Source organism: Herbidospora cretacea, from assembly GCF_001570605.1.
Taxonomy (GTDB): Bacteria; Actinomycetota; Actinomycetes; order Streptosporangiales; family Streptosporangiaceae; genus Herbidospora; species Herbidospora cretacea.
Window position 1 is genome coordinate 50,500 of the sequence record NZ_BBXG01000009.1, and the last position, 20,456, is coordinate 70,955.

A 20,456-nucleotide genomic window follows, 5' to 3' on the forward strand; every position below is an offset into this window, starting at 1 on the left:
GCACTTGGCGCATCTGCTGCACAACGATCCCGTGGTCGCCGTGGCGTTCGCGGTGACACCTGCTGTCGTCCAGCGGCTGCGCCGGATGCCGTCCCGAACTGGTCACGGCCTGGATGTCAGCAGCAAGGTAACGGCTGTAAGGGCGGCGAGCGGGACCCAGGGGGCGGTGAAGCCGCCGGTCAGGTCGGTCAGCAGGCCGAGGACGGTCGGTGCCAGGATGACGGCAACCTGGTTGATCGCCATCGCCAGGCCGAGGGCGAAGCTGGTGTGGCCCGGCGGCGCTGATTCGGCGGCGTAGGCGATCCACGGGCCGTACCAGCCGATCCCAAGAAGCCGAGCCACGTGCCGTTCCCGATGCTGTAGCAGAGGTGAGCGGCTCCGAGCTGTGTCAGTAGCTGCCCGCGACAGCGTGACGGCGATGGGTGAAGCGGGTGAGCTCGGCGATCGCCAGCTGGAGCTGAACGCCGACGTCCAAGTTTCCGTCAGGGACGGGATGCAAGCTGATCTGGCCGCCGCTGGCGTGGGCGAGTTGCTGAACGACCGGTCAGGCCCAGGCCGATGCCGTCGTGGCTGCCGGGAGCGTGCCAGAACCGGTCGAAGGCGAGGCATGGTCGGCCACGCGCATGCCCGAGCCGGGCCTTCTGGGCATTGGGCTGAGGGCAGATCATTCGCTGTCAGCCCTCATCGTGGAGGAACTGTCTGACGGCGGATTTAGGACGCAGGTTGAGGCCGCGATGGATATCGCAGACGGGCCTCCTTGTCACGACAATGATGTGATTTGCATCACACTGCGAGTATTGCGATCGGTGAAGAAGGCAACGGTTTATGGCGTGGATTGAACGTTTGCGGATATTTGTGGTTGTTCCTGGCGATGTGTATCAATCTAGACCCGATTTTCCTGCCGGGTGCCTGCGAAGTTCTCGCGAAGTTGCGCTCAGTTGCGGTCAGTACCGCAACTACCTGCCCCAAATAGCCTTCAGGTGTGGGCTACCTTCCGAAGGCGGTGTTTCGTCTTCGAAGTTGTGTGCGTCGAAGTGAGTAATGGAAACGCGTAGGCTGTCCGTATCCACTCCGGTGTCATCGCTAGTCGGTCTTCATGCATGGGGCCGACCGGTTTGGCCCTTCGGTCTGTCCCTCGGTTAAAGGGCCAAGAAGGAGGAAACTCAGCGATGGTGGCTGGTAGGCGCCGTAAGCGGCAGCTTTCTGGCGGAGAGGGGGCTCTGCTTGTGGTTCGGGCAGTCCTCATCTTCCTGGACTGGGTTTTTAACGGAGGGGGACTCAGGTAGGGGGCTAGCCTCCTGAGTCCGTTCTACTCTCCGCGGGCCCCGAATGATCCTCGGATCGTTCGGGGCTTTCTCTTGCCCGTCAGCTTATTGCTGATCAGTGATTTTGTTGCCTGTATGCGTGCGCGCCTCACCGTTATGCATGCATGCATAAGCGCAGTCTACGCCAGGCTTGACACCCAAATACACCGCTCAATCTCGGCTATACGTCTATGGGTTCCAAAGTCCACAGCACGCGCTGTAGGCCCTGCCGGGGCGAGGCGGGTCTGCTGGTCGTGGCGATCAGATGAGCGCGAGCTTTTCCAGCCGGGCTATGCAGTCGTTGATCGTGACGGGGGTCATGCGCTTCACGGCTGCTTCGGCCGCAGATTCGGTGGCGGCGCCGTACTGCCACCAGACCTTGCCGGTCGCGCGGTCGGTGACGAGGAAGCGGTCCTTGACGGCCGGACCTCGCACGATGAGAGAGATGGTAGCGGGCCGGGCGACGGCGGCGTGGACCATGCTGTGGTGCAGGGTGTAGCCGGGGCCGGGCTGTTCGGTGCGGACCATCAGGGGCTGGAGGGCGGTGACGTCGGTGGTGTCGTCGAATCCGTCTTCGGTGCCGTACAGGGTGTGGGTGTAGCTGCCGGACAGCAGGCGGGCGGAGTAGGTCCAGCGGTGGTTGTGGGGCCGGTCGTAGTGGTCGGGACCGAAGAGGTGCAGTCTGACTCGGAAGCCGGACGGGTCGTCGTGCAGGACGAGCTTGTCCAGGATGTCGTAGTGCTCGCACAGGCTCTGGAGGTGCTCGTCGCCAGACACCGCCTCGACGGCCTGCCGCAGCGCGGTCGTGTCCTGGGCCAGGGCCGAGAGCAGTTCCCCGGTGGCCGCCTCGACCTGGGCGGCGTCGTTCCAGTCCAGTTCGCGCAGGGCCCGGGTGTAGGAGTCGATCAACGTCATGCTGGTTCTCCTAGTGTGGAAGAGACAGTGGTGACGGTTCGGGCGAGCAGTGTTCGGTGCCGGTCCGGCAGGCGTGGATCAGGCAGTCCTTGATGTCGCTGCCGGCGAGATGGGCGACGGCGAATCCGGCGGAGAACGCGGCACCGGCGCCGTGGGTGTGCGCGATCGGTCCGGTGCATGCGGGCTCGTGGTGGAAGCCGGTCTCGGTGCGGGCGAGCACGCCGTGTCGGCCGAGGGTCACGAGCGTGATCTGCGGGCGTAGCTGCTCATAGACGCTGTCGGCGGCTCTCTCGGCTGCATTCACCTGGTTGTCGGGAAGGCTGGTCTGGACGGCGAGGAGGTTGGTGCCGACAGCGGCTTTCTGGATGGCTGGGTGGATCGGATCGCCGCCGAGGTTCAGCATGATCGGGCCGTCTGAACGGGTGACGTGCTCGAGGGCTTGGACGGCCGCGTCGGTGATGATTTCGTAGCAGTCGATGTAGGCGAGCCGGGCCGGGGCGAGCAGGGACATGTCCGCGTCGAGAAGGTCAGCGGTCGCCGAGCTGAGATGGGCGAACCACGTTCTGGTGCCGGTCCGATCAGTGATGACCGTCAGATTCGGCGTGACGGTCCCCGGTCGGGCGGAGATGCGGTGTCGGACCCCGTAGCGCTCCAGTTGCGCGAGGAGGTCGAGGCCGACGGCATCTTCGCCGACGTCATTTCCGCTGAGGGCCACCCGCAGGCCCTGGCTGGCAGCGGTGATGGCGGTGATGGGTCCGTCGCCGGCCAGGGACTGGAGGGCATCGTGGACCTCGGCGCCGGTGTCGGCCGCTGGGTAGCGGTCGACGGTGAGCAGGCGGGCGGCGGCGAGGTAGCTGAAGCAGGAGAGGTCCACGATGCTGGTCATGTCAGGACCAGCCGCGCTCGGAGTACACGTCGCCCTTGATGCAGTGGGCCAGCGCGTCGGCGGCGTAGGGGATCATCTGGTCGGGGAGCGCGTCGAGGGGGAACCAGCGCCACTCGACGCATTTGTCGGGCTCCATGTTGGTGATCTCGCCGGTCCACTGTTCGGCCTCGTAGAACAGGGCGGTGCGGGCGTCGTTGGTGTAGTGGTGCATGAGGTGGGCGAACTGGACGTCGCCGGGTTCGATCGTGACGCCGATCTCCTCGGCGGCCTCGCGGAGGGCTCCCTGGCTGGCCGACTCGCCGGGGTCGAGGTGGCCGCTGGGCAGGTGCCAGGACCCGTCGGCGTAGCCGGTGTTCTGGCGCTGGCCCAGCAGGACCTGGTCGCCCCGGCGGAGGATGAGGTGCAGGTCCACGCAGGTCTTGTAGCGCTCGCTCGACATAGGTGCTCCTTGGTGGGTCAGTTGGCCGGGGTGGATTTCCACAGCCGGCAGACGGGGACGATGTCCGGCTCGGTGCAGGAGGCGGCGCCGTCGATGAGTTCCTCGGCGGGACAGCCGCCCATGCACGAGGTGGTGGCCTTGCAGTCGCCGCAGGCGGCTTTGGTGAGGGCTCCGGTGAACAGGTCGAACTCGTTGGGGCCCTTGTTGATCTCGATCTGGCCGTTCGTGCTGGTGGCGTAGTTCAGTTCGGTGTCGAACAGGAAGGAGCACACGTAGGCGCGTCCGTCGGGGAAGATCGAGATCCGGTCCAGGGTCCGGCCTATGCAGCCGCGATAGCCCTCTTCCTCGTAACGGGGCATCTCGGAGCGGCGCGCGAAGGTCGGCTGGTACCAGACGCGGGTGCGGTGCTTGGCGGCGATCAGGGGAAGTTCGTCGCAGAACTGGAGCCACTCGGTGGGGTTCATGCCCCAGGACTCGTTGTCGTGGCCGCGTCCGATGACGGAGAAGACGTGGAACTTCACCAGGCTGACACCGAGGTCGTCGGCGATGGTCAGCAGGTTCAGGCAGTCGCTCTGGTTGGCCTTGTTGACGGTGCAGATGATCCGGGTGTCGAAGCCGCGCCCGGTCAGTTCCCGGATGGTCTCCAGCGTGGTGGCGAAGGTGCCCTCGCCGCGGACGGCGTCGTGGGTGGCGGGTGATCCGCCGTCCATGCTGATCTGCACGTAGGCGAAGTCGGAGGGCTCCAGGCGCCGGAACTTCCTGGCGGCCGGGCCCAGGCCGTTGCTGGTGGTGATGACGTGCTCGTACCCGAGCTCGCCCGCCAGCCGGATGGTGTCCTCGTAGCGCGGGTGCAGGGTCGGTTCGCCGCCGAGGATGGTCAACTTGGAGCCGCCCATCTGCCGCCAGGCCGTGAGGTTGTTACGGATCTCCTCGAAGGGCATCTTGAGGGCGCGTTCCAGCCGCTGGCCCATGTAGCAGGAGCCGCAGCGGAGCTGGCACGCCTCGGTGATGTAGAGGTAGACGTTGCGGAACCTGCCATAGGGCACGCGGTCGATGCGCCGGACCTCGGGGTCGTCGGCAGAGACTGGCATCCTGGCGTGGCCGTAGGCATCGCTGCCGGTCCTGATCGCCGGCATCGGGAGGTCGACGGAAGTCACTGGCTACTCCTGGTCGAGGGACAGTTGGAGACTGCGTCCAGAGCGACGGCGAGGACCTCGCAGGCCGGAGGGTGGCTGTCGACCGTGCGCCACGGAATCCCGTGACCGGTCAGAGCCGTGTAGATCTCGGGCAGGCGGCTGGTGAAGCGCTGGGTGCGGGAGCTGAGCCGGTCCGGGTTGTCGTCTTGGCGCTGAAGCAGGGTGTTGCCACATCTGGCGCAGGTATCGGCGGTGGTGACCTGGGCTGGCTTGTGTGGTTGTCCCGTGGCGGTTGGCTCGCAGTGGAGGCAGACGCGCCGGAGTTGAGCTCGTTGCAGAGCGGTTGCCCAGTCGGCGCGGAGGTGGATCACCGTCGCGGAGACGTCCAAACGGGTCAACAGGTCCGCCAGGTGCCGGGATTGCACACCGTTGCCGGGGTAACCCTCGAACACCACAGGTGTTTCACCAGGCTGGAAGGGACCGGAGATGGCGTCGTGAACGAGCTGGGTGGCGATGTCGTCCGGGAGCCAGCCGAGGGAGTCCCGGCTCGTCCCTTTGAGAACAGCCGTCTCAGCTTCGGGAAGGCTCTGGACGTACTCGCGTAATCGGAACAACCGTGCGTTGCGCTTGGCTACGAGTTGCTCGGACAGGGTGCTCTTTCCGCTCGCTGGCGGACCGAAGAGGATCACCACCGGCCCCGTCACGACACCCTCCCGTTAGCCCTGAAGTAGCGGATCTGTCCTGCCGGGGCCAGGCCGACCGCGTGCAGGTCGGACAGAAGGTCGGTAGCGCTGTCCGGAACGATCGCGCGCACCACCGGGGCGTGATGGCGGAGCCCGGCGGCGAGGGCAGCGGCGATCAGCGGCGCGGCAACGTCGGACCGCTCGGTGGCTGGGTCGATGAGGACATCAGCCAGCAATGCCTCAGTGGGTTCGGCAGGGTCCATATGGGCCAACGGGTACATCAGGGCGGCTCCGCGGAGTTGATCCCCGGTTCCGGCGGCGATGAGAAGGCCGTCGCTGACGAAGCGTTCGTCTGCGGTCCAGCGCAGGTAGGTGTCCTCGGCGACCTGCTGCCCATGCTCAGGGTGAATGGACTGGTAAAGGCGGCTCAGGGCGTCGGCATCGGAAGCTTCGGCCTGCCGTACTCCCACACGGCCGGGGTGAGGAACATCCGGCAGGGCAGTGAGGTCGGCTTTCAGCAAGGTGGCGGTGGAATGGAGCTGCCATCCAGCCCGCTCGAAGAATTCGCACCCGTGTTTGCGAGCCTCCGGGATTTCGGCGGTGAGCAGGCTTGCTCCACCGTCGTGGCATCTAACCGCCTGCTGCAGCAACGCCGTACCGAGTCCGCGCCGCTGCCATTCTGGAGCGACGATGGGACCCCACAGCCGCGCCGACAAGCCGGGTGCCGTCCCATGCCGAAGCGCAGCAGCGCCGGCCAGTGTGCCGTTCGGCAGACGGGCCAGGAGCATCGTCGTCGGCTGGGCATTGCCGTTGCGGCGGAGCCGGGAGCGTACTAGAGCAGAGGTCACCGGCCGTTGGTCGGGCCAGCCGCGCATGGCGGCGTACCCCAGGTCCGCAAGCTTCTCGTCCAGCGCGGTGCCGGGCAGATAGACAACGCTACTGATTGGCGGTGTCATGGGCGCCTCGGTCGGGTGGCTGCTATGCCGACGCAGACGCTGCCGCGTCCGGTCAGAAAGGCGGGATGGAGAGCCAGCGCGGCCGTGGGAGGGGCGCTACGGGTGAACACGCGAACCTGGCCGAACCTGCTGCGAAAGACGCTGGCGATTTGGTTTTGAGAGGCGAACGGGCTGGGCCGGGACGGACGGCGAAGCCGCTGTCGGGCGAGATCCATCCGCTCTGCCGAGGTCGCGGGCCACGTAGTGGCCGTCAGGGCCTGTCCAACTCGGCCGATCCGGTCGTACTCAAGGTGGCCGGCAAGCCCGGCGACGCGGGTGGTGTAGAGCAGCAGGCCGTCGTCGGAAAGAAGACCCGCCAGCCGGGCGAGCACCGCTTGGCGGTCGGCCGGGCCGGGCAGCAGTGACAGCAGTCCATCGGTGACAACCAGGTCGAACGGCCCAGCTATCCCGCAGAGCTCAGGTGCTTCGGATTGCAGGGCGGCAACCTGCACACCGGTTTCCTTCGCCCAAGCGTTGATCAGAACCAACGGTGTGGGACAGGAGTCGGCCACCGTGATCCGCATGCTGGGCTGAAGCTCGGTGAGGACCTGCGGCATGGTCTCGTCCGAGGAGCCGCACACCAGGGCTTCCGACGGCTGCCTGCCGGCCAGCGCACGCTGATAGAAAGCGCTGTGCCAGCGGGGGTTGCCCTTCAGACCCGTTCGCCGGAACAGCCGCCACGAGGCGTGGTAGCAGAAACAGCCCCGGGCGCAGTTCTCGCGGGCGGCGGTCCAGGCGCCTCTGATCGTGAGAGAGCCCGTCATTGTTTCCGCCCTATGAGGTGGAATAGACGGGCGACCTGTCGGTAGGGGTCACGACATCCGGCCTGCCACTCGGCTTCCAGGACGTAGTCGAATCCTTCGCCGACCGGGGCGTCGCCGAGGTGGTCGGTGAAGACCCGCACCCCGTACCACTCGGAGGTCGTCACACCGGCGTCCCCGAGGATCGTCTCGACTGCGGCGAGAGTGTCGGCCCTGCTGCTCACCCCGAGGTTGCCCTCAACGGAACCGGCCCCCATCACCGCGGCCGCATCCGCCCACCGGCCTTCCAATCCGGGGCGCATCGCCAATGCGTCCGCGTTCTTGGTCAGCAGCGATAGCAGGCCGCCCGGCCGCACCGCCGACGCGAGGTCGGTCAGAAAGGTGTGGGGGTCCTCGGCGTACATCAGCACGCCGTGGCAACAGACGAGGTCGAAGCCGTTCTCGGCCAGGTCTCTGGCCTGATCGGCGGTGCCTTCGACCAGCATGACCCGAGTACGGACCTGATCGCTTTCCGCCGTCAGCCGGTCGGTAGCCCGCTTGTGCATGCCAGGATCGGGGTCTAGCAGTGTCACTCGATGTCCGGCCCGTGCGAGCAGGACGGCCTGGTGGCCATCGCCGCCGCCGACGTCCAGGACCTGCTGAGGGTCGGCGGGCAGATGGATGCGCAGGGCGCGGGCGACCAGCGCGTGGCGGAGTGCGCCTCGCAACGTCCCGGCGTGACGGGCGTAACCGGCCGACAGGTCGGCTCCGGACGCCGATGTCCAGCTGTTGCTCACGGGTGTGTCTCCTTCGGCGAGAGCAGCGAATCGAACAGGTCCTGGTGCTGAAGCACCAGGCGGATCGACAGGTAGCGGGTCCGCAGCAGCTCGCGGAGCACGCGGACGCCCGGCGTGTCGGGGAGGGTGCCCTCGCGCGCGGCGCGGCGCAGCGCGATCAGCTGGGGTATGCGCGCTTCGACCTGCTGCAGGTCGATCGGGAGGTCGCGGTCCAGCCACGAGCGGAGCCTCTCGACGGTCATGACCTCCCACACCACGGCATCGCCCCAGACTCCGTCCGGGCCTGCGGCGGTGACCAGGTGCGGGATGCGGCACAGCCGTGATTTGGGCAGTGGCGGCGGTACCGGGCTGGTCACACATGCGGCCTCCCCACTGCGACGGCCCCGGATCTGGCTCAGGTGCCTGGAGAAGGCCAGCGCCAGACCGGTCTGTGCCAAAGCGATTCCGGTCGGGGCGATGGCCACGGCTTCGACCCACGAGCGCTGGGCCGAGGTCAGCGCGAGGCGTACGGCGGCGAGGGGATCGTGTTCCTCGTGCCAGACCCGCCGTCGTGCCCCGCAGGTGACGACCCCCGGACTGAGCAGGAGGCCGGCGTCTTGGGCGGTAAAGAGCCGCTCACCCTGGGCGGTGATCACCGGGTCGCCTCCGGGCCGAACCGCGCGTAGTAGCGCTCAAGCAACCCGCAGGACTCCAGGACCCGGTTGGAGGCTTCCACGTTGTGCCCCGCGATGAAGCCGTGATCTGGCGCCGCGAGGGTGGACGCGGCCACCAGGAGGCTGGCGAGGATCAGGTCGGAGTACATGTTCGGCAGGGACTCGGCGTGGTGGAAATTGATGGGGAAGCCGTCGCCCACGAGCGTCACCTGTACACCCGATGGAAGATGCAGCCGCGTTCCCAGCACACCTTCGTCGGTGACCAGCCGCGCCTCTTCTTCCAGCTCCGCGACCGCGAACTCCCGGTTACGAGAGGTCGTGGAGACCAGGTAGCAGTTCCGGCCGATCGCGGCGGCATGTTCGCCGCGTAACCCGGTCCGGCCGGTGCAGCCGATGACCAGCAGCGGCCGGTGGTCGCGCAGGAGGGTGCTGAGGCACCGGTTGGTGAGGTATCCGCGTTCGTGCGCTGCGATCAGGCGAACCAGCTGCCGGTCATGGACGGCCACGCGCATGCGGCGTGATCTCAGGACGTCGGCGATGTGTTCGCCGATCCGCCCGAACCCGACCACGAGGGCAGGCCGGCCTTCGAGTTTCTCCTCCGGGAGAAGGCGCAACAGGTTGCGGACCGCGGCGTCGGCGATGCCGTAGCACTCTACCGTCGCCTTCAGCCGCGACTCGGCGACCGAGAAGATCGGCAGTGGAAGCCGCCCTTCCCAGGGTTCCAGCCGGGTGATGCCCGAGATCGTCTGCTCGACGAGGCCGATGAAGTGCGGAAGCAAGTCGGGGCGCTGCGCCAGCAGGACTGGAAGTGTGTAGCCACCGTCGTCGATCAGCAGTCCTCGCAGGCCGAGGGCGGCGGCACGCCGGGTGTGATCGTCCAAGGCGTCCGTCGCGTTCGTCCACGGCCATACCGCGATGCCTTGCCTGGTCAAGTGGGCGTCTACCCGGTCGGTGTGCTGGTAGGGGTACCCCTTGTCCAACACAGTGATCGCCTGCGCGGGCACCCCCATCGCCAGGACCGATTCCACCATCACCAGGAAATCGGTCATGTGATGAACCGTCAGCACCGGAGCCAGCGAGGACAGAGTTCCCGGCGGAAGAAAGGCGGGCAGTTCGCCCGTCAACGGCATCTGACCGCGCAGCGCCTTCATCTCGGTCGTGGTGAACGGAATCCGTCGTACGGCGGTCTGAAGCGTCTGCACCTGGTCGGGAGACAGGCCTTCCGTCTCCTCCATGATCAGGGTCGCGATGTGGGTGTCCGAGGAGGTCGCCTTGGGTCGGGACGGCGTGCTGACAAATAGGCGGACGCATGCCTCGGTTCCCAGACGTAGGCGTGTGCCGGCGCCGTCGTGGGTTGCCTCTCCGATGTCAGTGACCTTGGCGATTGCCTCGATCACCGCATTACGCACCATCAACAAATCTGCAGCTTCACCACGGATCTCGGTGGTTACGACGCTCTCCATGGATATCAGGAACGCCCTTCCGCGGTCGGCCGCGTCGGGGCGGTGCGCCTGTCACCTGCACTGCTCGAAAAGTTGATCACTCGTGTGCTCCCTTGCTGACGTGACCGAGACTCGGCCGAACCGATGAAGACGGCAGGAGTTCGTACAGGTAAGGGGAGGTGGCGGCGTCGCATGGCGATAGGTCCGTGAGACGCCGCCGGAGGGCGAGGGCAATGGGCAACCCTCGCTCCTCATGTACGGCCGAACTGTCCCCTCCTTCACCAGCAGGGCCGTACGTCGGATGGCGCGATACGCCGCACCCGCATCGCGCCCCATGGTCAGCGGGGCGGCAGGACGCCGGTGCGGATGAGGCTCATTTCCGCATTGAGAACGGCTCGGCGAAGTTCCTTCGGCGTGGGCGCGGTGACGACGAGCGGCGTGTCGACCGGCCATTGGGCCATGGCGCAGAACTCGCGCTGCCAAGTCAGCCAGATGACCAGCCAGCCGGAGTGCTCACGGTTGAGTTCGTCGGCGAAGCGATGCCCGGCGTAGTGGTCGATGCGCCGGTCCCGGCGGGCGGTACGGGATGAGCCCGGGTGGTGGTCGCCCTTGGGGTGCTTGAAACGGTCGATAGCTCGACGGAGGACCATCACGACTGGTACTCCTCGTCGGCTCGCTGGGCGATCTGTTCCTGGCTGTTGATCGCTCGGGCCAAAGCGGCGAGGTCGTCCGCGTCGACGGCCGGAGTGGCGCCCGCCTCGCGTGCGGTCTTGCCGAAGTCCTCCTTCCGCCAGGCCCACAAGCGCCCGACGTCGCTGGTCAGGTATCTCCACGTGTCGGGAACCTCGGGCGTCGGGCTGGGCATGGCGCGGACCTCCGGTGCGTGGGAGGAAGAAGTAGAGGGACGAGGTGCCTTCGACGTGAGCGGACGGCTCGGAGGGCGGTTCGGCATCGGCCGGGTGCGGGAAACGACCGTGCTTCGGGGACGGTCGGTACGACGCCGCTGCGCCGGCACCAACGCGGGAGTCTCCTCCGAGGGGGTGACAGCTGCGGGAGCGGTCGGCCGGGGAAGAGTCTGAGGTCCGGTCGCGCGGCGGGCCGCGAGACGTCGGGCCGCCTGGTCTGAACTCGGGGGGACGTAATCGTGGTCGTGCTGGTCAGAGCATGCATGCGCGTACGGGGCATGGCCGCAGTCGCCACACCCCATGGGCATGGGCATCGATTGACCGAAGCAGACGCAGTTCTCTGAGTGCGCGATGCCTCGTTCGAGGGTCGCACTAGTGTTGGCCACGGGTCAGGGCTCCATCCTGATCAAGGGCTCGTCCGGTCGTTGCAGCGCCGGGCGGGCCCGCATTTGTGCCTACGGCTGTCCAGATTCGTGCGGAAGTGACTACTTAGAGTGACTGTCGAAGACGTGCGTCAACGCTGTCGACTGCCAAAGGGCTTGGGGAGTTATGTAGCCGCGCCGGAGAGGATTTTGCGCCACAGAGTGTCGGCTTCTTCGTGCCGGGTCGGCGGGCTTTCAAGCGGTACGGCGCCGGAGCCGTCGCTCTGGTTCGTGTGCCGGATCAGGTAGCTGCCGCCGACCATGAGCTTTTCGTAGACGATCGGCCAGCAGGCGCAGGTCCAGGCGATCACATGCGGTCTGCGGGCGAACCGTTTCGCTGATTGAGTCGGCCGCCAATGCACGTGTTTGGGCTCGGCGCGGAGAACCGGCAGGGGTAAGTGGTGGTCGCACGTGGACTGTTGCCCATTCATGGCCTTTCCTCTTGTTCGGCTGGACCTGCCGTCGCTCGTCAATGGCCGGGCGGGGGTGGGAAGACTAGGGTTCGACGGGTCAGAAATGCCTGCCTGGTCGAGGGTTGTCGCGGCGCTGGCTACGCCGAGCAAGCCTCCTGTCTGCGGGGGTGTGTCTCATGAGCCGACTGTCGTCAGTGCGAGCCCTGGTGGCTACTCCAGCGTTTCATGAGCAGATTGTCTTGGGACTATAGTCAGACCTCGCTGCCCTGCTGTCAATTATCCCAAGACAATTTCAGTGGAAGATAGGGTTGTGTGATGGCCGTGCACTCGCGTTACCTGGACCTCGCCGCTCAGATCCGAGCGCGAATCGAGGCCGGTGAGTGGGAACCGGGAGCCAAGCTCCCTCGCCTGGACGACTTCGCATCCGAGTACGGCGCCAACAGGGACACCGTCGGCCGGGCGATCGGTGTGCTGGAGTCTGAAGGGGTCGTCTGGGCCGTTCAGGGCCGGGGAATCATCGTCCGACACGGCATGATGCGGCTGCGCAGACCACGAGGGAACCTCGTGAAGCGAAACGTCGCCGCCGACGGTCCCGGCTACTCCTTCCCCTCGGCATCCGGCCAGGAGGTCTGGAAGCACCATGTTCCCGCCACTACGTCGATCGAGCCGCTGACGGATCCGAGGATCGCGAAACTCCTGGGAGTGCCAGCGGGCAGCTCGGTGATGCGCCGGTTCCGCGTGACCGGGCCGGAGTCCGAACCACCGTTCCAGATCAGCGTCTCGTGGATCCATCCGCGTGGGGTCGAGGACGTCTCGGACATCGATGCTGAGGCGACCAGCCCAAGCGAGTGGCTGTACCGGCTGGAGAAAGCCGGTCACTGGCCCATCACCTGGATGGAGATCCACAGAGCCCGCATGCCCACCAAGGACGAGGCGACCCTGCTGGAGATCCCCACCAGCCTGCCGGTATTGGAGATCGTCCGGGTGGGGACCTCGGGAGGTGACGGCAAGCCCATCGAGGTGACGGAGTACATCGTGGCCGGTGACCGCGTGGAGACCGTACATGTTCTCCACCGCGACGAGTCGGCCCAGTGTCCGTGGCCGGATGAGGCCGCACGATGAGCCTCACTGTCACAACCGCTGCCGGCACCCATGTCGGCCTGGTACGCCGCCGCAACGAAGACGCCTTCTACTGCGGTCAAGCCCTGTTCGCCGTCGCCGACGGGCTCGGTGGCCATGTATCGGGTGACATCGCGAGCAACACGGCCATCGACGCTCTGCGACCGTACGACAAGGAGACGGCGCCTGCGGATCTGCTCACCGCTCTGGGGCGGATGGTCTACGCAGCGAACCAGGCGCTGCGAGAGAAGGTCGAAGCCGAGCCCGAGTCCGCAGGGATGGGCACCACACTGGTGGCGATGTTGTGGGCCGGCTCGATGGTGGCATTCGCGAACATCGGAGACTCCCGCGCCTACCTGCTCCGCGATGGCGACACCGACCATGGCGAGGCTGAGCTGATCCCGCTCACCGAGGATCACACTTACGGCAACCTGGTCTCCGACGCCTCCACCGTGCCGAACCTGCCGCCGAAGATGTCCCGTTTCCTGGACGGACGGGTTGACGGTCGTTCCCCTGACCTAAATATCCGCGAGCTGGCGGATGGCGACCGCTTCCTCTTGTGTTCAGATGGGCTGAGTGCGGTGGTTCCTCCGCATCTCATACGCGAAGCTCTGCGTTCATCACCTGATCCAGGCGACGCAGTGGATCGGCTTGTGTCACTGGCGACCGACCGTGGTGGTCCCGACAACATCACAGTGATCGTTGTCGACATGCACAAAGGCTGACGCGGGACGCTTTCGCCGTCGTGGCCGAAGCCGGTGTACTGGAAGCTCAGGCACAGGTTAGAGGGTCACGAGTTGATGGGGAGAGCGCGCGCACGAGCTTTGGCGGTGGCACGGAGTCCGCTCAGGTAAGGGTGGAAGGTGTGGTTCCGGTTCTGGTCGAGATTGAGCGGGAGATCCAGACTGGAAAGAAGAGCAGTTTCGGCGATCCAGGGTTCTGGATGCAGAAGCCAGCACACGCGGGCATGTTCTGCCATCCAATCGCTGAGCTCTCGCTCACCAGCTCGGCCAAAAGTCAGACGCTTGCCGCTGCCGACGCGGCGTAGTTCGAGGCCGAGCAGACAACCAAGAGTGAGCCGCAGCGTGGAGCCTTCGGCGTTCCCGCGGAAGTGATAACGAACCCTGGTGCGTAAGTTCTGCCTGCTGGGGCGAGTTAGCATCCGGCGGGGAGCGATCCCGACGTAGAGAAGACGATCTTCAGGCAGTTGCGGATCGGGTGACTTATCGAAGTGCCAGCCGTAGACGCCGGGCGCAGCGGGCACGGGACTGTGGGGTACCAGGACCTCCGCTGCACTCCAGAGCTTGGCGGGCTTCAGGAGGTTAGTAGCGTTCATCGTGTCTCCCACAGGTCGAATAGAAGCCTGAGCATGCCGCCTCGCCAAGGGCAGCGCTCGATCCAGTTCGGGAGAGGGTAATCCTGGTCCCTTGGCGGACCTCAACTTCTACCCCGTCGGCTCTAAGCAACTGGCTGCTCCGAGGACGACGAGCAAGAGCTTAAGAGACATGCGCGCCCGTGGGTGGTGTCCAAACGGCCGGAAGTGATTCTGTTGCGCGTTGGTAGGCGAGCCTGAGGGTGGCGTGTCGGATGGCTGCGGTTGCGCCGGTCTGGACCATGAGCACTTCGCGTAGGGGATGGCGCGATTCGATGAGGTCGTTGTTGCGCTGTTCGAGCCAGGGCATCCACGTCTCGTGAGGCGCTCGATCCCATTTCGCCCGGTTACAGGGCTCGCATGACAGAACCAGGTTCCAGATGGCGTCGACGTCAGGGCCCTTCCAGCTGCGGGTGAGCAGCTTCCAGGGCAGCACATGCTCGACGATGGGCCCAGGCGTCGGCATGGGCTGATTGCAGTAGGCGCAGCGGCCGTCTTGGTATCCGCTGAGAGCGGCGACGACTCCGGTTACGTTCTTGCGGCGATGCTTGGTCTGGAGTACCAGGTGCTGGGTGTCAGAGTCGTAGACCAGCGAGGGGGTGAGTACGGCGTCGGATATACCGGTGGCCCAGGCAGTCTCCACCAGCCGCCAGCGGGCGGCGGTTTCGGCGTCGAGGTCCTGGGCGTGTGCCGACTGGGCGAGTTCGGATAGTTCGTCTCGCAGCAGCAGGCCAGGGTTGGCGGAGTTCTTGCGCTGGTCTTCGTAGTAGCGCACCGGTGCCTGGCTGCCGGCGAGCTGGGGGAAGGCGTCGATGACGTTGCTGAAGCCGAGCTGGACGGTTCGCCGGTGGAGTGTGTCGCGGTCCAGTTCGCCGGCGTTGAACCCGCGGCAGGCATCGAGGAACTTACTGCTGCTGGCGGTGCTCTGCCGGGGTTGGCGTTTGAGGGCTTGGCAGAGCAATTCGGCGTATCGCGGTGCCAGCTCTTCGAGTGTGACGTGGTGGCGGCCGGTGGCGGCGACTTCCAGCAGGGTCGCGCCGAAGGCGAATTTGTAGGTGGCCGAGTTGGCGCCGTACAGCACGATCGCGCGCCATATGCTCTCACCGGTGACCACGCCGCGTCGGTAATCCACATGCGCAGTATCGGGTAGGAGGGTGACATTTTGAGCCAGGAGCAGACGATCATCTACGGCAAGCTGGTTCGAGACCGCATCCCGGAGATCATCGAGACTGAGGGATCGAAGGCCAAGGTGCGAGTCCTCGACGAGTCGGAGCTGGTCTCCGCGCTGACGGCCAAGCTCGTCGAAGAGGCCGAGGAACTGCGCCAAGCCTCACCCGGCGATCGCTTGGGCGAGCTGGCCGACGTCTACGAGGTACTGGCTGCGCTGGTCGGGACGCTCGGACTCACCGACGAGCAGGTCCAGGAAGCGGCACGTCTCAAGCGGACTGAGCGGGGTGGATTCAGCCGCCGCCTGTGGCTTGAGGAAGTGTCATCAGTTCAGTAGGGCTTATCCGCCCTTCCCTCTCAGTTAGATGATCAGGGGTGGACCTCATAAACCTCAGTTTCTCCATTGCGATGGGGCGACCTGTAGCGGACGCCGGCATCGCCACTCGGGTGCGACCCATCTGCGACATGATTTTGTAAGTTTTGCAGGCCCACTAGCCGTAATGCCAGGTCAGAGCAAGCGTTGACAGCAATCAACGGTGGTCTTGAAAACCGCTAGGGGTGGTGACATTCCTCGTGGGTTCGAATCCCACGCTCTCCGCCTAGCTTGGGAAACGTGGTCTGACCTGGCCTTATGGGTGTCGGGTGGCCTCGTAGTCGTTGACCGCGGCGTATACGCGACATGATCTTGGTGGTGTTCTCCCAGGTCGTAAGGCGAATCCGAGCCACTTACGGCGGGAACCCTTCGGAAACTCGGCTTTGCTGGATCACACGAAAAGACCCCCGGCCGATGTGGCCGAGGGCGAGGTGGAGCTTTGCCGCTGGTCAGTTCGCCAGTGCGGCCCCGATCCGGCGGTCACGCCGGTCGTCATCTGGGGTTGCAACGGCGGGAACAACCAGAAGTGGACCATCAACGCCGACGGCAGCATCGCCGGCGTCCAGTCCGGCAGATGCCTGGACGCCAACGCCAACGGCACCCGGGTCATCCTGTGGAGCTGTCACGGCCGCGCCAACCAGAGGCGGACCCGGAGCTGACCCTGCGGGCGGAGCGGTCAGGGGAAGACGGTCATGCCCATGATCGTGACGAAGGCTCTGGGCGCGGCGCGCACGTGCACCTGGCGATCAGCCCGTGATGGGCTTCTTCCGCACCGCCGCGCCCAGCAGGATGAGCCCGATCAGGAAGGGATAGACGATGCCGCGCTCGACCAGGCCGATGAGGATCCCGGCGCCCGATTCGAGCAGCGCCAGGTAGCCCACCAGTGAGACCAGCCCGAGCACCCCGGCCGCCGCCAGCACCCTCCCCAGCCTCCGCGTGACCCCGAGCAACCGATACGCGCCACCAAGGAGGATGACGAGCACGTTGCCGCCGAGGAACCCCAGGAACGCGCCCACCGCGTGGAGGTCGGCCTCGCCCGATCCAGGGAAGAAGGCCAGCACGACGCCCCCGGCCGCGAGCATGACGGCCGTCGCGACCACCGGCCACCGGCGCCGGCCGGGCAGGCCCCTCAGCAGCGCGACGCCGGCCAGCGCGGCGAGCCCGAACAGGAAGAAGCCCGTGTTCATCACCCACGCGAGCGGCGAGTACATGAACTGCCCGAACGCGGTCACGGGGCCGCGCACGCCCAGGTTGCTGATGAAGTGGTGCGTGTAGCTGTAGGGCGGATCCGACCACGCCGCCGCGGCGACGAACTCGGCGGTGAAGTAGACGGCTCCGCTGGCGACGAGCGCCGCCCCCGCCACACGGTTCTGGACGTCGGACACGGTTTCCTCCTGCGGTTCGAATCGGCCTGCGAAGACTGCGGCCGGCCGCTCACACGGAGCTGTCACGGGGCTCGCATGGTCGCGACCGGATGAGGGAAGGCGCGAAGATTGACCGATGGACGAGGAAGCGCGGCTTCGCGTCATACTGCTCGGCGCACTGCAGGTGTCGCGCGGTACGGCCGTCGTGCCCGTGCCGGGCGCGAGGCTGCGAGGCCTGCTCGTCCGGCTGGCGCTCGCCGGTGGCCGCGCGGTCGAGCCGGACGTCCTGGCCGATGCGATCTGGGCGGCGGAGCCGCCGGCGGTCCCTGGCCACGCCCTGCAGACCCTCGTCTCCCGGCTGCGCCGCGCCGTCGATGTGGTGCTGGTGGCGGGCGGCTACCGGCTGGTCGTGGACGCGGACGACGTCGACGCACTGCGCTTCGAGCGGCTCTCCGCCGCCGGCCGGGACAGGTTGCGGGCCGGTGAGGCAGAGGCCGCCCGCGCCGTTCTCACTGAGGCCGTGAGGTTGTGGGGCGACCGTCCCGGCGCTGAGCCGCCCGTGGTCGCCGCGGTCGCGCCCGCAGTCGCGATCCGGCTGGCGCAGGTGTCGGTCGAGGCGGTCGCCGACCTCGCCGACGCCGAACTCTCCTTGGGGTGGGCCGACGAGGCCGCCGAGCGGCTGGCCCGGCTGCTGGCCGAGCAGCCGGCGCACGAACGGGCCGCCGCCTCGCTGATGGACGCGCTCGCCGCTCAGGGGCGGCAGGCCGAGGCGCTGACCGTCTACGAGCGGATCCGCCAGACCCTCGCCGAGGACCTCGGCGCCGACCCCGGCACCGCCCTGCGGGAGCGCCATCTTCGCCTGCTGCGCACCGATTACGCCGTCCCCACGGCGGACAGCCCGATCTGCCTGCCCGCGCCGCTGACCAGCTTCGTCGGTCGCGAAGACGACCTGGCCCTGGTCGACGCCCTGCTCGGCAGGGGACGCCTGGTCACGGTCGTGGGCCCGGGCGGCGCCGGGAAGACCCGGCTCGCGCTGGAGGCCGCCCGTCGCCGCGCACAGCCCTCCTGGCTCGTCGACCTCGCCTCCGTCACCGAACCCGCCGAGATCACCGGGGCCGTGCTGGCCGCGATCGGCGTGCGGGGCCCGACGTTCGACGCCCGCAAACAAGTCGAGGGCGACCAGCTCGACGTCCTCGTCGGTGAACTCGGCCGCCGCGACGGCCTGCTGCTGGTCGACAACTGCGAGCACCTGATCGACGCCGTGGCGCACCTGGTCGTGGCGCTGCTCACCCGCTGCCCGGGGCTGCGCGTGCTCGCCACCAGCCGCGAACCCCTCGCGGTCGACGGCGAGGCGCTCCTGCCGCTGGCCGAGCTCACGCTGCCGGGCCCGGACGACGGCGTCGAACAGGCTGGGAAGGCGGCCTCGGTACGCTTGTTCACCGAGCGGGCCGCCGCCGTGCGGCCGGGATTCCGCCTCGACGCGGCCACGCTGCCCGACGTCGTGCGCGTGGTGCGCGGCCTCGACGGCCTGCCGCTCGCCCTCGAACTGGCCGCCGCCCGGCTGCGCACGCTGTCACTGCCCGACCTGGCCGACGGCCTCGCCGACCGGTTCCGGCTCCTCACGGTCGGCAGCCGCACCGCACCGCCCCGGCACCGCACTCTGCGCGCGGTCATCGCGTGGAGCTGGGACCTGCTCGGCGACCACGAACGCACGGTCGCCGAACGGATCTCCGTCCTGCCCGGCGGCGTCACCCCCGTTTCCGCGGCCGCCGTCTGCGTCGGCACCGCCGTGCCCGCCGCCGAGATCCCCGCCCTGCTCGCCGCGCTCGTCGACCGGTCACTGCTGCAACTCGCCCCAGGCAGCCGTTATCGCATGCTCGAAACCCTCCGCGAGTACGGCGCCGACCGCCTGACCGCCGCCGGTGACCTCGGCGCCGCCAGCGACCTGGCCGCCGTCCACTTCACCGACCTGATGACCCGGCACGCACCTCGACTGCGCGGGCCCGGCCAGCTCACGGCCATGAAGGTCATCGGCGCCGACTACGACAACACCCTCGCCGCCCTGCGCCACCTGTGCGCCACCCGCGACCCCCACGGCGCGATCGGCCTCGCGCTCAGCCTGACCTGGTACTGGCAGATGTTCGCCCGCCACTCCGATGCCGCCCACTGGCTGGACGAGGCCCTCGCGGTGCCCGGCGGCGAGCCGACGCCCGAACGAGACTGCGCCCGAGCCGCCTCCCTGCTCAACCGCGCCGACACCCGGCCGGAGACCACCACCGCTGAAGACCGGGCCGAGGTCCGCGAACTGGCCGCCCGGTTGCTCGCGCATGCCGAACCTCCGGGCCACTACCGCGTGTTCGGCCCGATCCTGCTGTTCCTGTACGACAAGGAGGCCGCGCTCGCGGCTTTCGCCCGCCTGGCGGACGGCGACGACGTGTGGCTGGCCGGGCTGGCCCACATGTTCCTGGCCGAGATCACCGAGAACGCGGGCGCGCTCGACCGGACGCGTGTCCACGTAGAGGTGGCTCTGGCCCGCTTCCACCAGGCTGGTGACCGCTGGGGCCGGGCCGCGACCCTCCCGATGCGCGCCCGGTTGCGACGCTACGTCGACCTCGACGGCGCGCTGGCCGACCTGCGCGAGGCCGAGACCTTGGCCGGCGAGTTCGGCTCGCTCAGCCTCGGCGACCGGCTCTACGGCGACCTGCGCTGGATCGACCTGCACGTGCGGCGCGGCGACGTCGACCGGGCGCTGGAGCTTCTCGACGCCGCCAGAGAGCGGGCTGCGCACGCGTCGTCGGCGGAACTCCCGGCCCTGGTCGACGCGTGCGAGGCCGACCTCCGGATCCGGCTCGGCGACCTTGCGAGGGCGGTCGACCTGCTCGACCCCGCCAGGCCATTCCCCGACCACGCCAAGGTGCCGGTCGCGAGCGCCTGGGTCGCCCTCCGCCTCGCGAAGGGTGACCGAGCCGGCGCGCAGAAGGCGTTGCGAGAGGCGCACGCGTCGGCGCGGGCGACCGGGGAGCTGCCGATTCTGGCGCTGGTGGCGGTGCACGCGGCGGCGCTCGCCGAGGCACGCGAGTCGGCCGTGCTGCTCGGCGTCGCCGCCCGGCTACGGGGCGCCCACGACCATACCGACCCTCGGATCGGCGACCTCACCCGCCGTGGCCACGCCGCCCTGGGCGAAGCGGAGTTCGCCGCGGCCTACGCGCGCGGCTGGGAGATGGACGGGACGACCGCCGCCGCCCATCTCGGGCGGGCGGCATCAGGGGCGCGGGATGTGCCGGTCGGCCCTGGGCCGTGATGCGACAGGGGGCCGCGTCCGTGGGATGCG

General features: G+C 67.6%; 22 protein-coding genes. 5 read left to right on the plus strand and 17 right to left on the minus strand.

Features of this window, described 5'->3' with window-relative positions; genetic code table 11:
• Positions 1–102 precede the first annotated feature (102 nt).
• The 14 genes from AW270_RS19275 to AW270_RS19340 form a co-directional block, all read right to left on the minus strand.
• Positions 103–342: a hypothetical protein gene (locus AW270_RS19275; RefSeq protein ID WP_061296261.1), complete on the minus strand. Its 240-nt coding sequence runs from the start codon at positions 340–342 to the stop codon at positions 103–105.
• A 1,223-nt stretch (positions 343–1,565) separates the two neighbouring features.
• Positions 1,566–2,219 carry a hypothetical protein gene (locus AW270_RS19280; RefSeq protein WP_061296263.1) on the minus strand — a complete coding sequence of 218 codons (654 nt, stop codon included), beginning with the start codon at positions 2,217–2,219 and terminating at the stop codon, positions 1,566–1,568.
• A 10-nt stretch (positions 2,220–2,229) separates the two neighbouring features.
• A complete protein-coding gene (locus tag AW270_RS19285) occupies positions 2,230–3,105 on the minus strand; it encodes a carbohydrate kinase family protein (RefSeq protein WP_061296265.1) in 876 nt (291 codons plus the stop codon).
• A 1-nt stretch (position 3,106) separates the two neighbouring features.
• Complete coding sequence (locus AW270_RS19290) at positions 3,107–3,544, minus strand: NUDIX hydrolase (protein ID WP_061296268.1); 438 nt, start codon at positions 3,542–3,544, stop codon at positions 3,107–3,109.
• A gap of 17 nt (positions 3,545–3,561) precedes the next feature.
• Positions 3,562–4,701 (minus strand): radical SAM/SPASM domain-containing protein, encoded by a 1,140-nt coding sequence (locus AW270_RS19295; RefSeq protein ID WP_061296270.1) that lies wholly within the window; start codon positions 4,699–4,701, stop codon positions 3,562–3,564.
• Positions 4,698–5,384: an adenylate kinase family protein gene (locus tag AW270_RS19300; protein WP_061296272.1), complete on the minus strand. Its 687-nt coding sequence runs from the start codon at positions 5,382–5,384 to the stop codon at positions 4,698–4,700. Before AW270_RS19300 ends, AW270_RS19295 begins: the two co-directional genes overlap by 4 nt.
• A complete protein-coding gene (locus tag AW270_RS37845) occupies positions 5,381–6,319 on the minus strand; it encodes a GNAT family N-acetyltransferase (protein ID WP_082801670.1) in 939 nt (312 codons plus the stop codon). The genes AW270_RS19300 and AW270_RS37845 overlap by 4 nt, the downstream gene beginning before the upstream one ends.
• On the minus strand, positions 6,316–7,122 hold the full coding sequence (locus tag AW270_RS19310) for a class I SAM-dependent methyltransferase (RefSeq protein WP_061296276.1): 807 nt from the start codon (positions 7,120–7,122) through the stop codon (positions 6,316–6,318). The genes AW270_RS37845 and AW270_RS19310 overlap by 4 nt, the downstream gene beginning before the upstream one ends.
• Positions 7,119–7,895, minus strand: coding sequence for a methyltransferase domain-containing protein (locus AW270_RS19315; protein ID WP_061296278.1), 777 nt, complete (start codon positions 7,893–7,895; stop codon positions 7,119–7,121). The genes AW270_RS19310 and AW270_RS19315 overlap by 4 nt, the downstream gene beginning before the upstream one ends.
• On the minus strand, positions 7,892–8,530 hold the full coding sequence (locus AW270_RS39880) for a hypothetical protein (RefSeq protein WP_061296282.1): 639 nt from the start codon (positions 8,528–8,530) through the stop codon (positions 7,892–7,894). Before AW270_RS39880 ends, AW270_RS19315 begins: the two co-directional genes overlap by 4 nt.
• Positions 8,527–10,011 carry a Rossmann-fold NAD(P)-binding domain-containing protein gene (locus AW270_RS19325; RefSeq protein WP_061296284.1) on the minus strand — a complete coding sequence of 495 codons (1,485 nt, stop codon included), beginning with the start codon at positions 10,009–10,011 and terminating at the stop codon, positions 8,527–8,529. The genes AW270_RS39880 and AW270_RS19325 overlap by 4 nt, the downstream gene beginning before the upstream one ends.
• Positions 10,012–10,328: 317 nt before the next feature.
• On the minus strand, positions 10,329–10,643 hold the full coding sequence (locus tag AW270_RS19330) for a hypothetical protein (protein ID WP_157522241.1): 315 nt from the start codon (positions 10,641–10,643) through the stop codon (positions 10,329–10,331).
• Positions 10,640–10,855 (minus strand): hypothetical protein, encoded by a 216-nt coding sequence (locus AW270_RS19335; protein ID WP_061296288.1) that lies wholly within the window; start codon positions 10,853–10,855, stop codon positions 10,640–10,642. The genes AW270_RS19330 and AW270_RS19335 overlap by 4 nt, the downstream gene beginning before the upstream one ends.
• 587 nt (positions 10,856–11,442) lie before the next feature.
• The gene (locus tag AW270_RS19340; protein WP_061296291.1) at positions 11,443–11,628 is read right to left on the minus strand and encodes a hypothetical protein; all 186 of its coding nucleotides are present in this window, start codon (positions 11,626–11,628) and stop codon (positions 11,443–11,445) included.
• Positions 11,629–12,045: 417 nt separating this feature from the next.
• On the opposite strand from AW270_RS19340, the gene AW270_RS19345 reads away from it, so the two are divergent.
• Together AW270_RS19345 and AW270_RS19350 are read left to right on the plus strand one after the other, a co-directional pair.
• A complete protein-coding gene (locus AW270_RS19345; RefSeq protein WP_082801672.1) occupies positions 12,046–12,852 on the plus strand; it encodes a GntR family transcriptional regulator in 807 nt (268 codons plus the stop codon).
• A complete protein-coding gene (locus tag AW270_RS19350; RefSeq protein ID WP_061296294.1) occupies positions 12,849–13,574 on the plus strand; it encodes a PP2C family protein-serine/threonine phosphatase in 726 nt (241 codons plus the stop codon). Before AW270_RS19345 ends, AW270_RS19350 begins: the two co-directional genes overlap by 4 nt.
• Before the next feature lie 65 nt (positions 13,575–13,639).
• Here the strand turns inward: AW270_RS19350 and AW270_RS37850 are convergent, their stop codons facing one another.
• Together AW270_RS37850 and AW270_RS19360 are read right to left on the minus strand one after the other, a co-directional pair.
• Entirely contained in the window at positions 13,640–14,185 is a 546-nt protein-coding gene (locus tag AW270_RS37850) for a GIY-YIG nuclease family protein (RefSeq protein WP_082801673.1), read from the minus strand.
• Positions 14,186–14,345: 160 nt separating this feature from the next.
• Positions 14,346–15,353, minus strand: a complete 1,008-nt coding sequence (locus tag AW270_RS19360; protein WP_063819264.1) for an HNH endonuclease — start codon at positions 15,351–15,353, stop codon at positions 14,346–14,348.
• Positions 15,354–15,383: 30 nt separating this feature from the next.
• Here AW270_RS19360 and AW270_RS19365 point away from each other — a divergent pair, with 30 nt between their 5' ends.
• Entirely contained in the window at positions 15,384–15,725 is a 342-nt protein-coding gene (locus AW270_RS19365; RefSeq protein WP_061296300.1) for a nucleoside triphosphate pyrophosphohydrolase, read from the plus strand.
• Between the two features lie 452 nt (positions 15,726–16,177).
• A complete protein-coding gene (locus AW270_RS41295) occupies positions 16,178–16,420 on the plus strand; it encodes a ricin-type beta-trefoil lectin domain protein (RefSeq protein ID WP_061296302.1) in 243 nt (80 codons plus the stop codon).
• 87 nt (positions 16,421–16,507) lie between these two features.
• On the opposite strand, the gene AW270_RS19375 is transcribed toward AW270_RS41295, so the two are convergent.
• On the minus strand, positions 16,508–17,146 hold the full coding sequence (locus tag AW270_RS19375) for a DUF998 domain-containing protein (RefSeq protein ID WP_061296304.1): 639 nt from the start codon (positions 17,144–17,146) through the stop codon (positions 16,508–16,510).
• Positions 17,147–17,261: 115 nt separating this feature from the next.
• Here AW270_RS19375 and AW270_RS19380 point away from each other — a divergent pair, with 115 nt between their 5' ends.
• On the plus strand, positions 17,262–20,426 hold the full coding sequence (locus AW270_RS19380; protein WP_061296307.1) for an ATP-binding protein: 3,165 nt from the start codon (positions 17,262–17,264) through the stop codon (positions 20,424–20,426).
• The last annotated feature ends 30 nt before the right edge of the window (positions 20,427–20,456 follow it).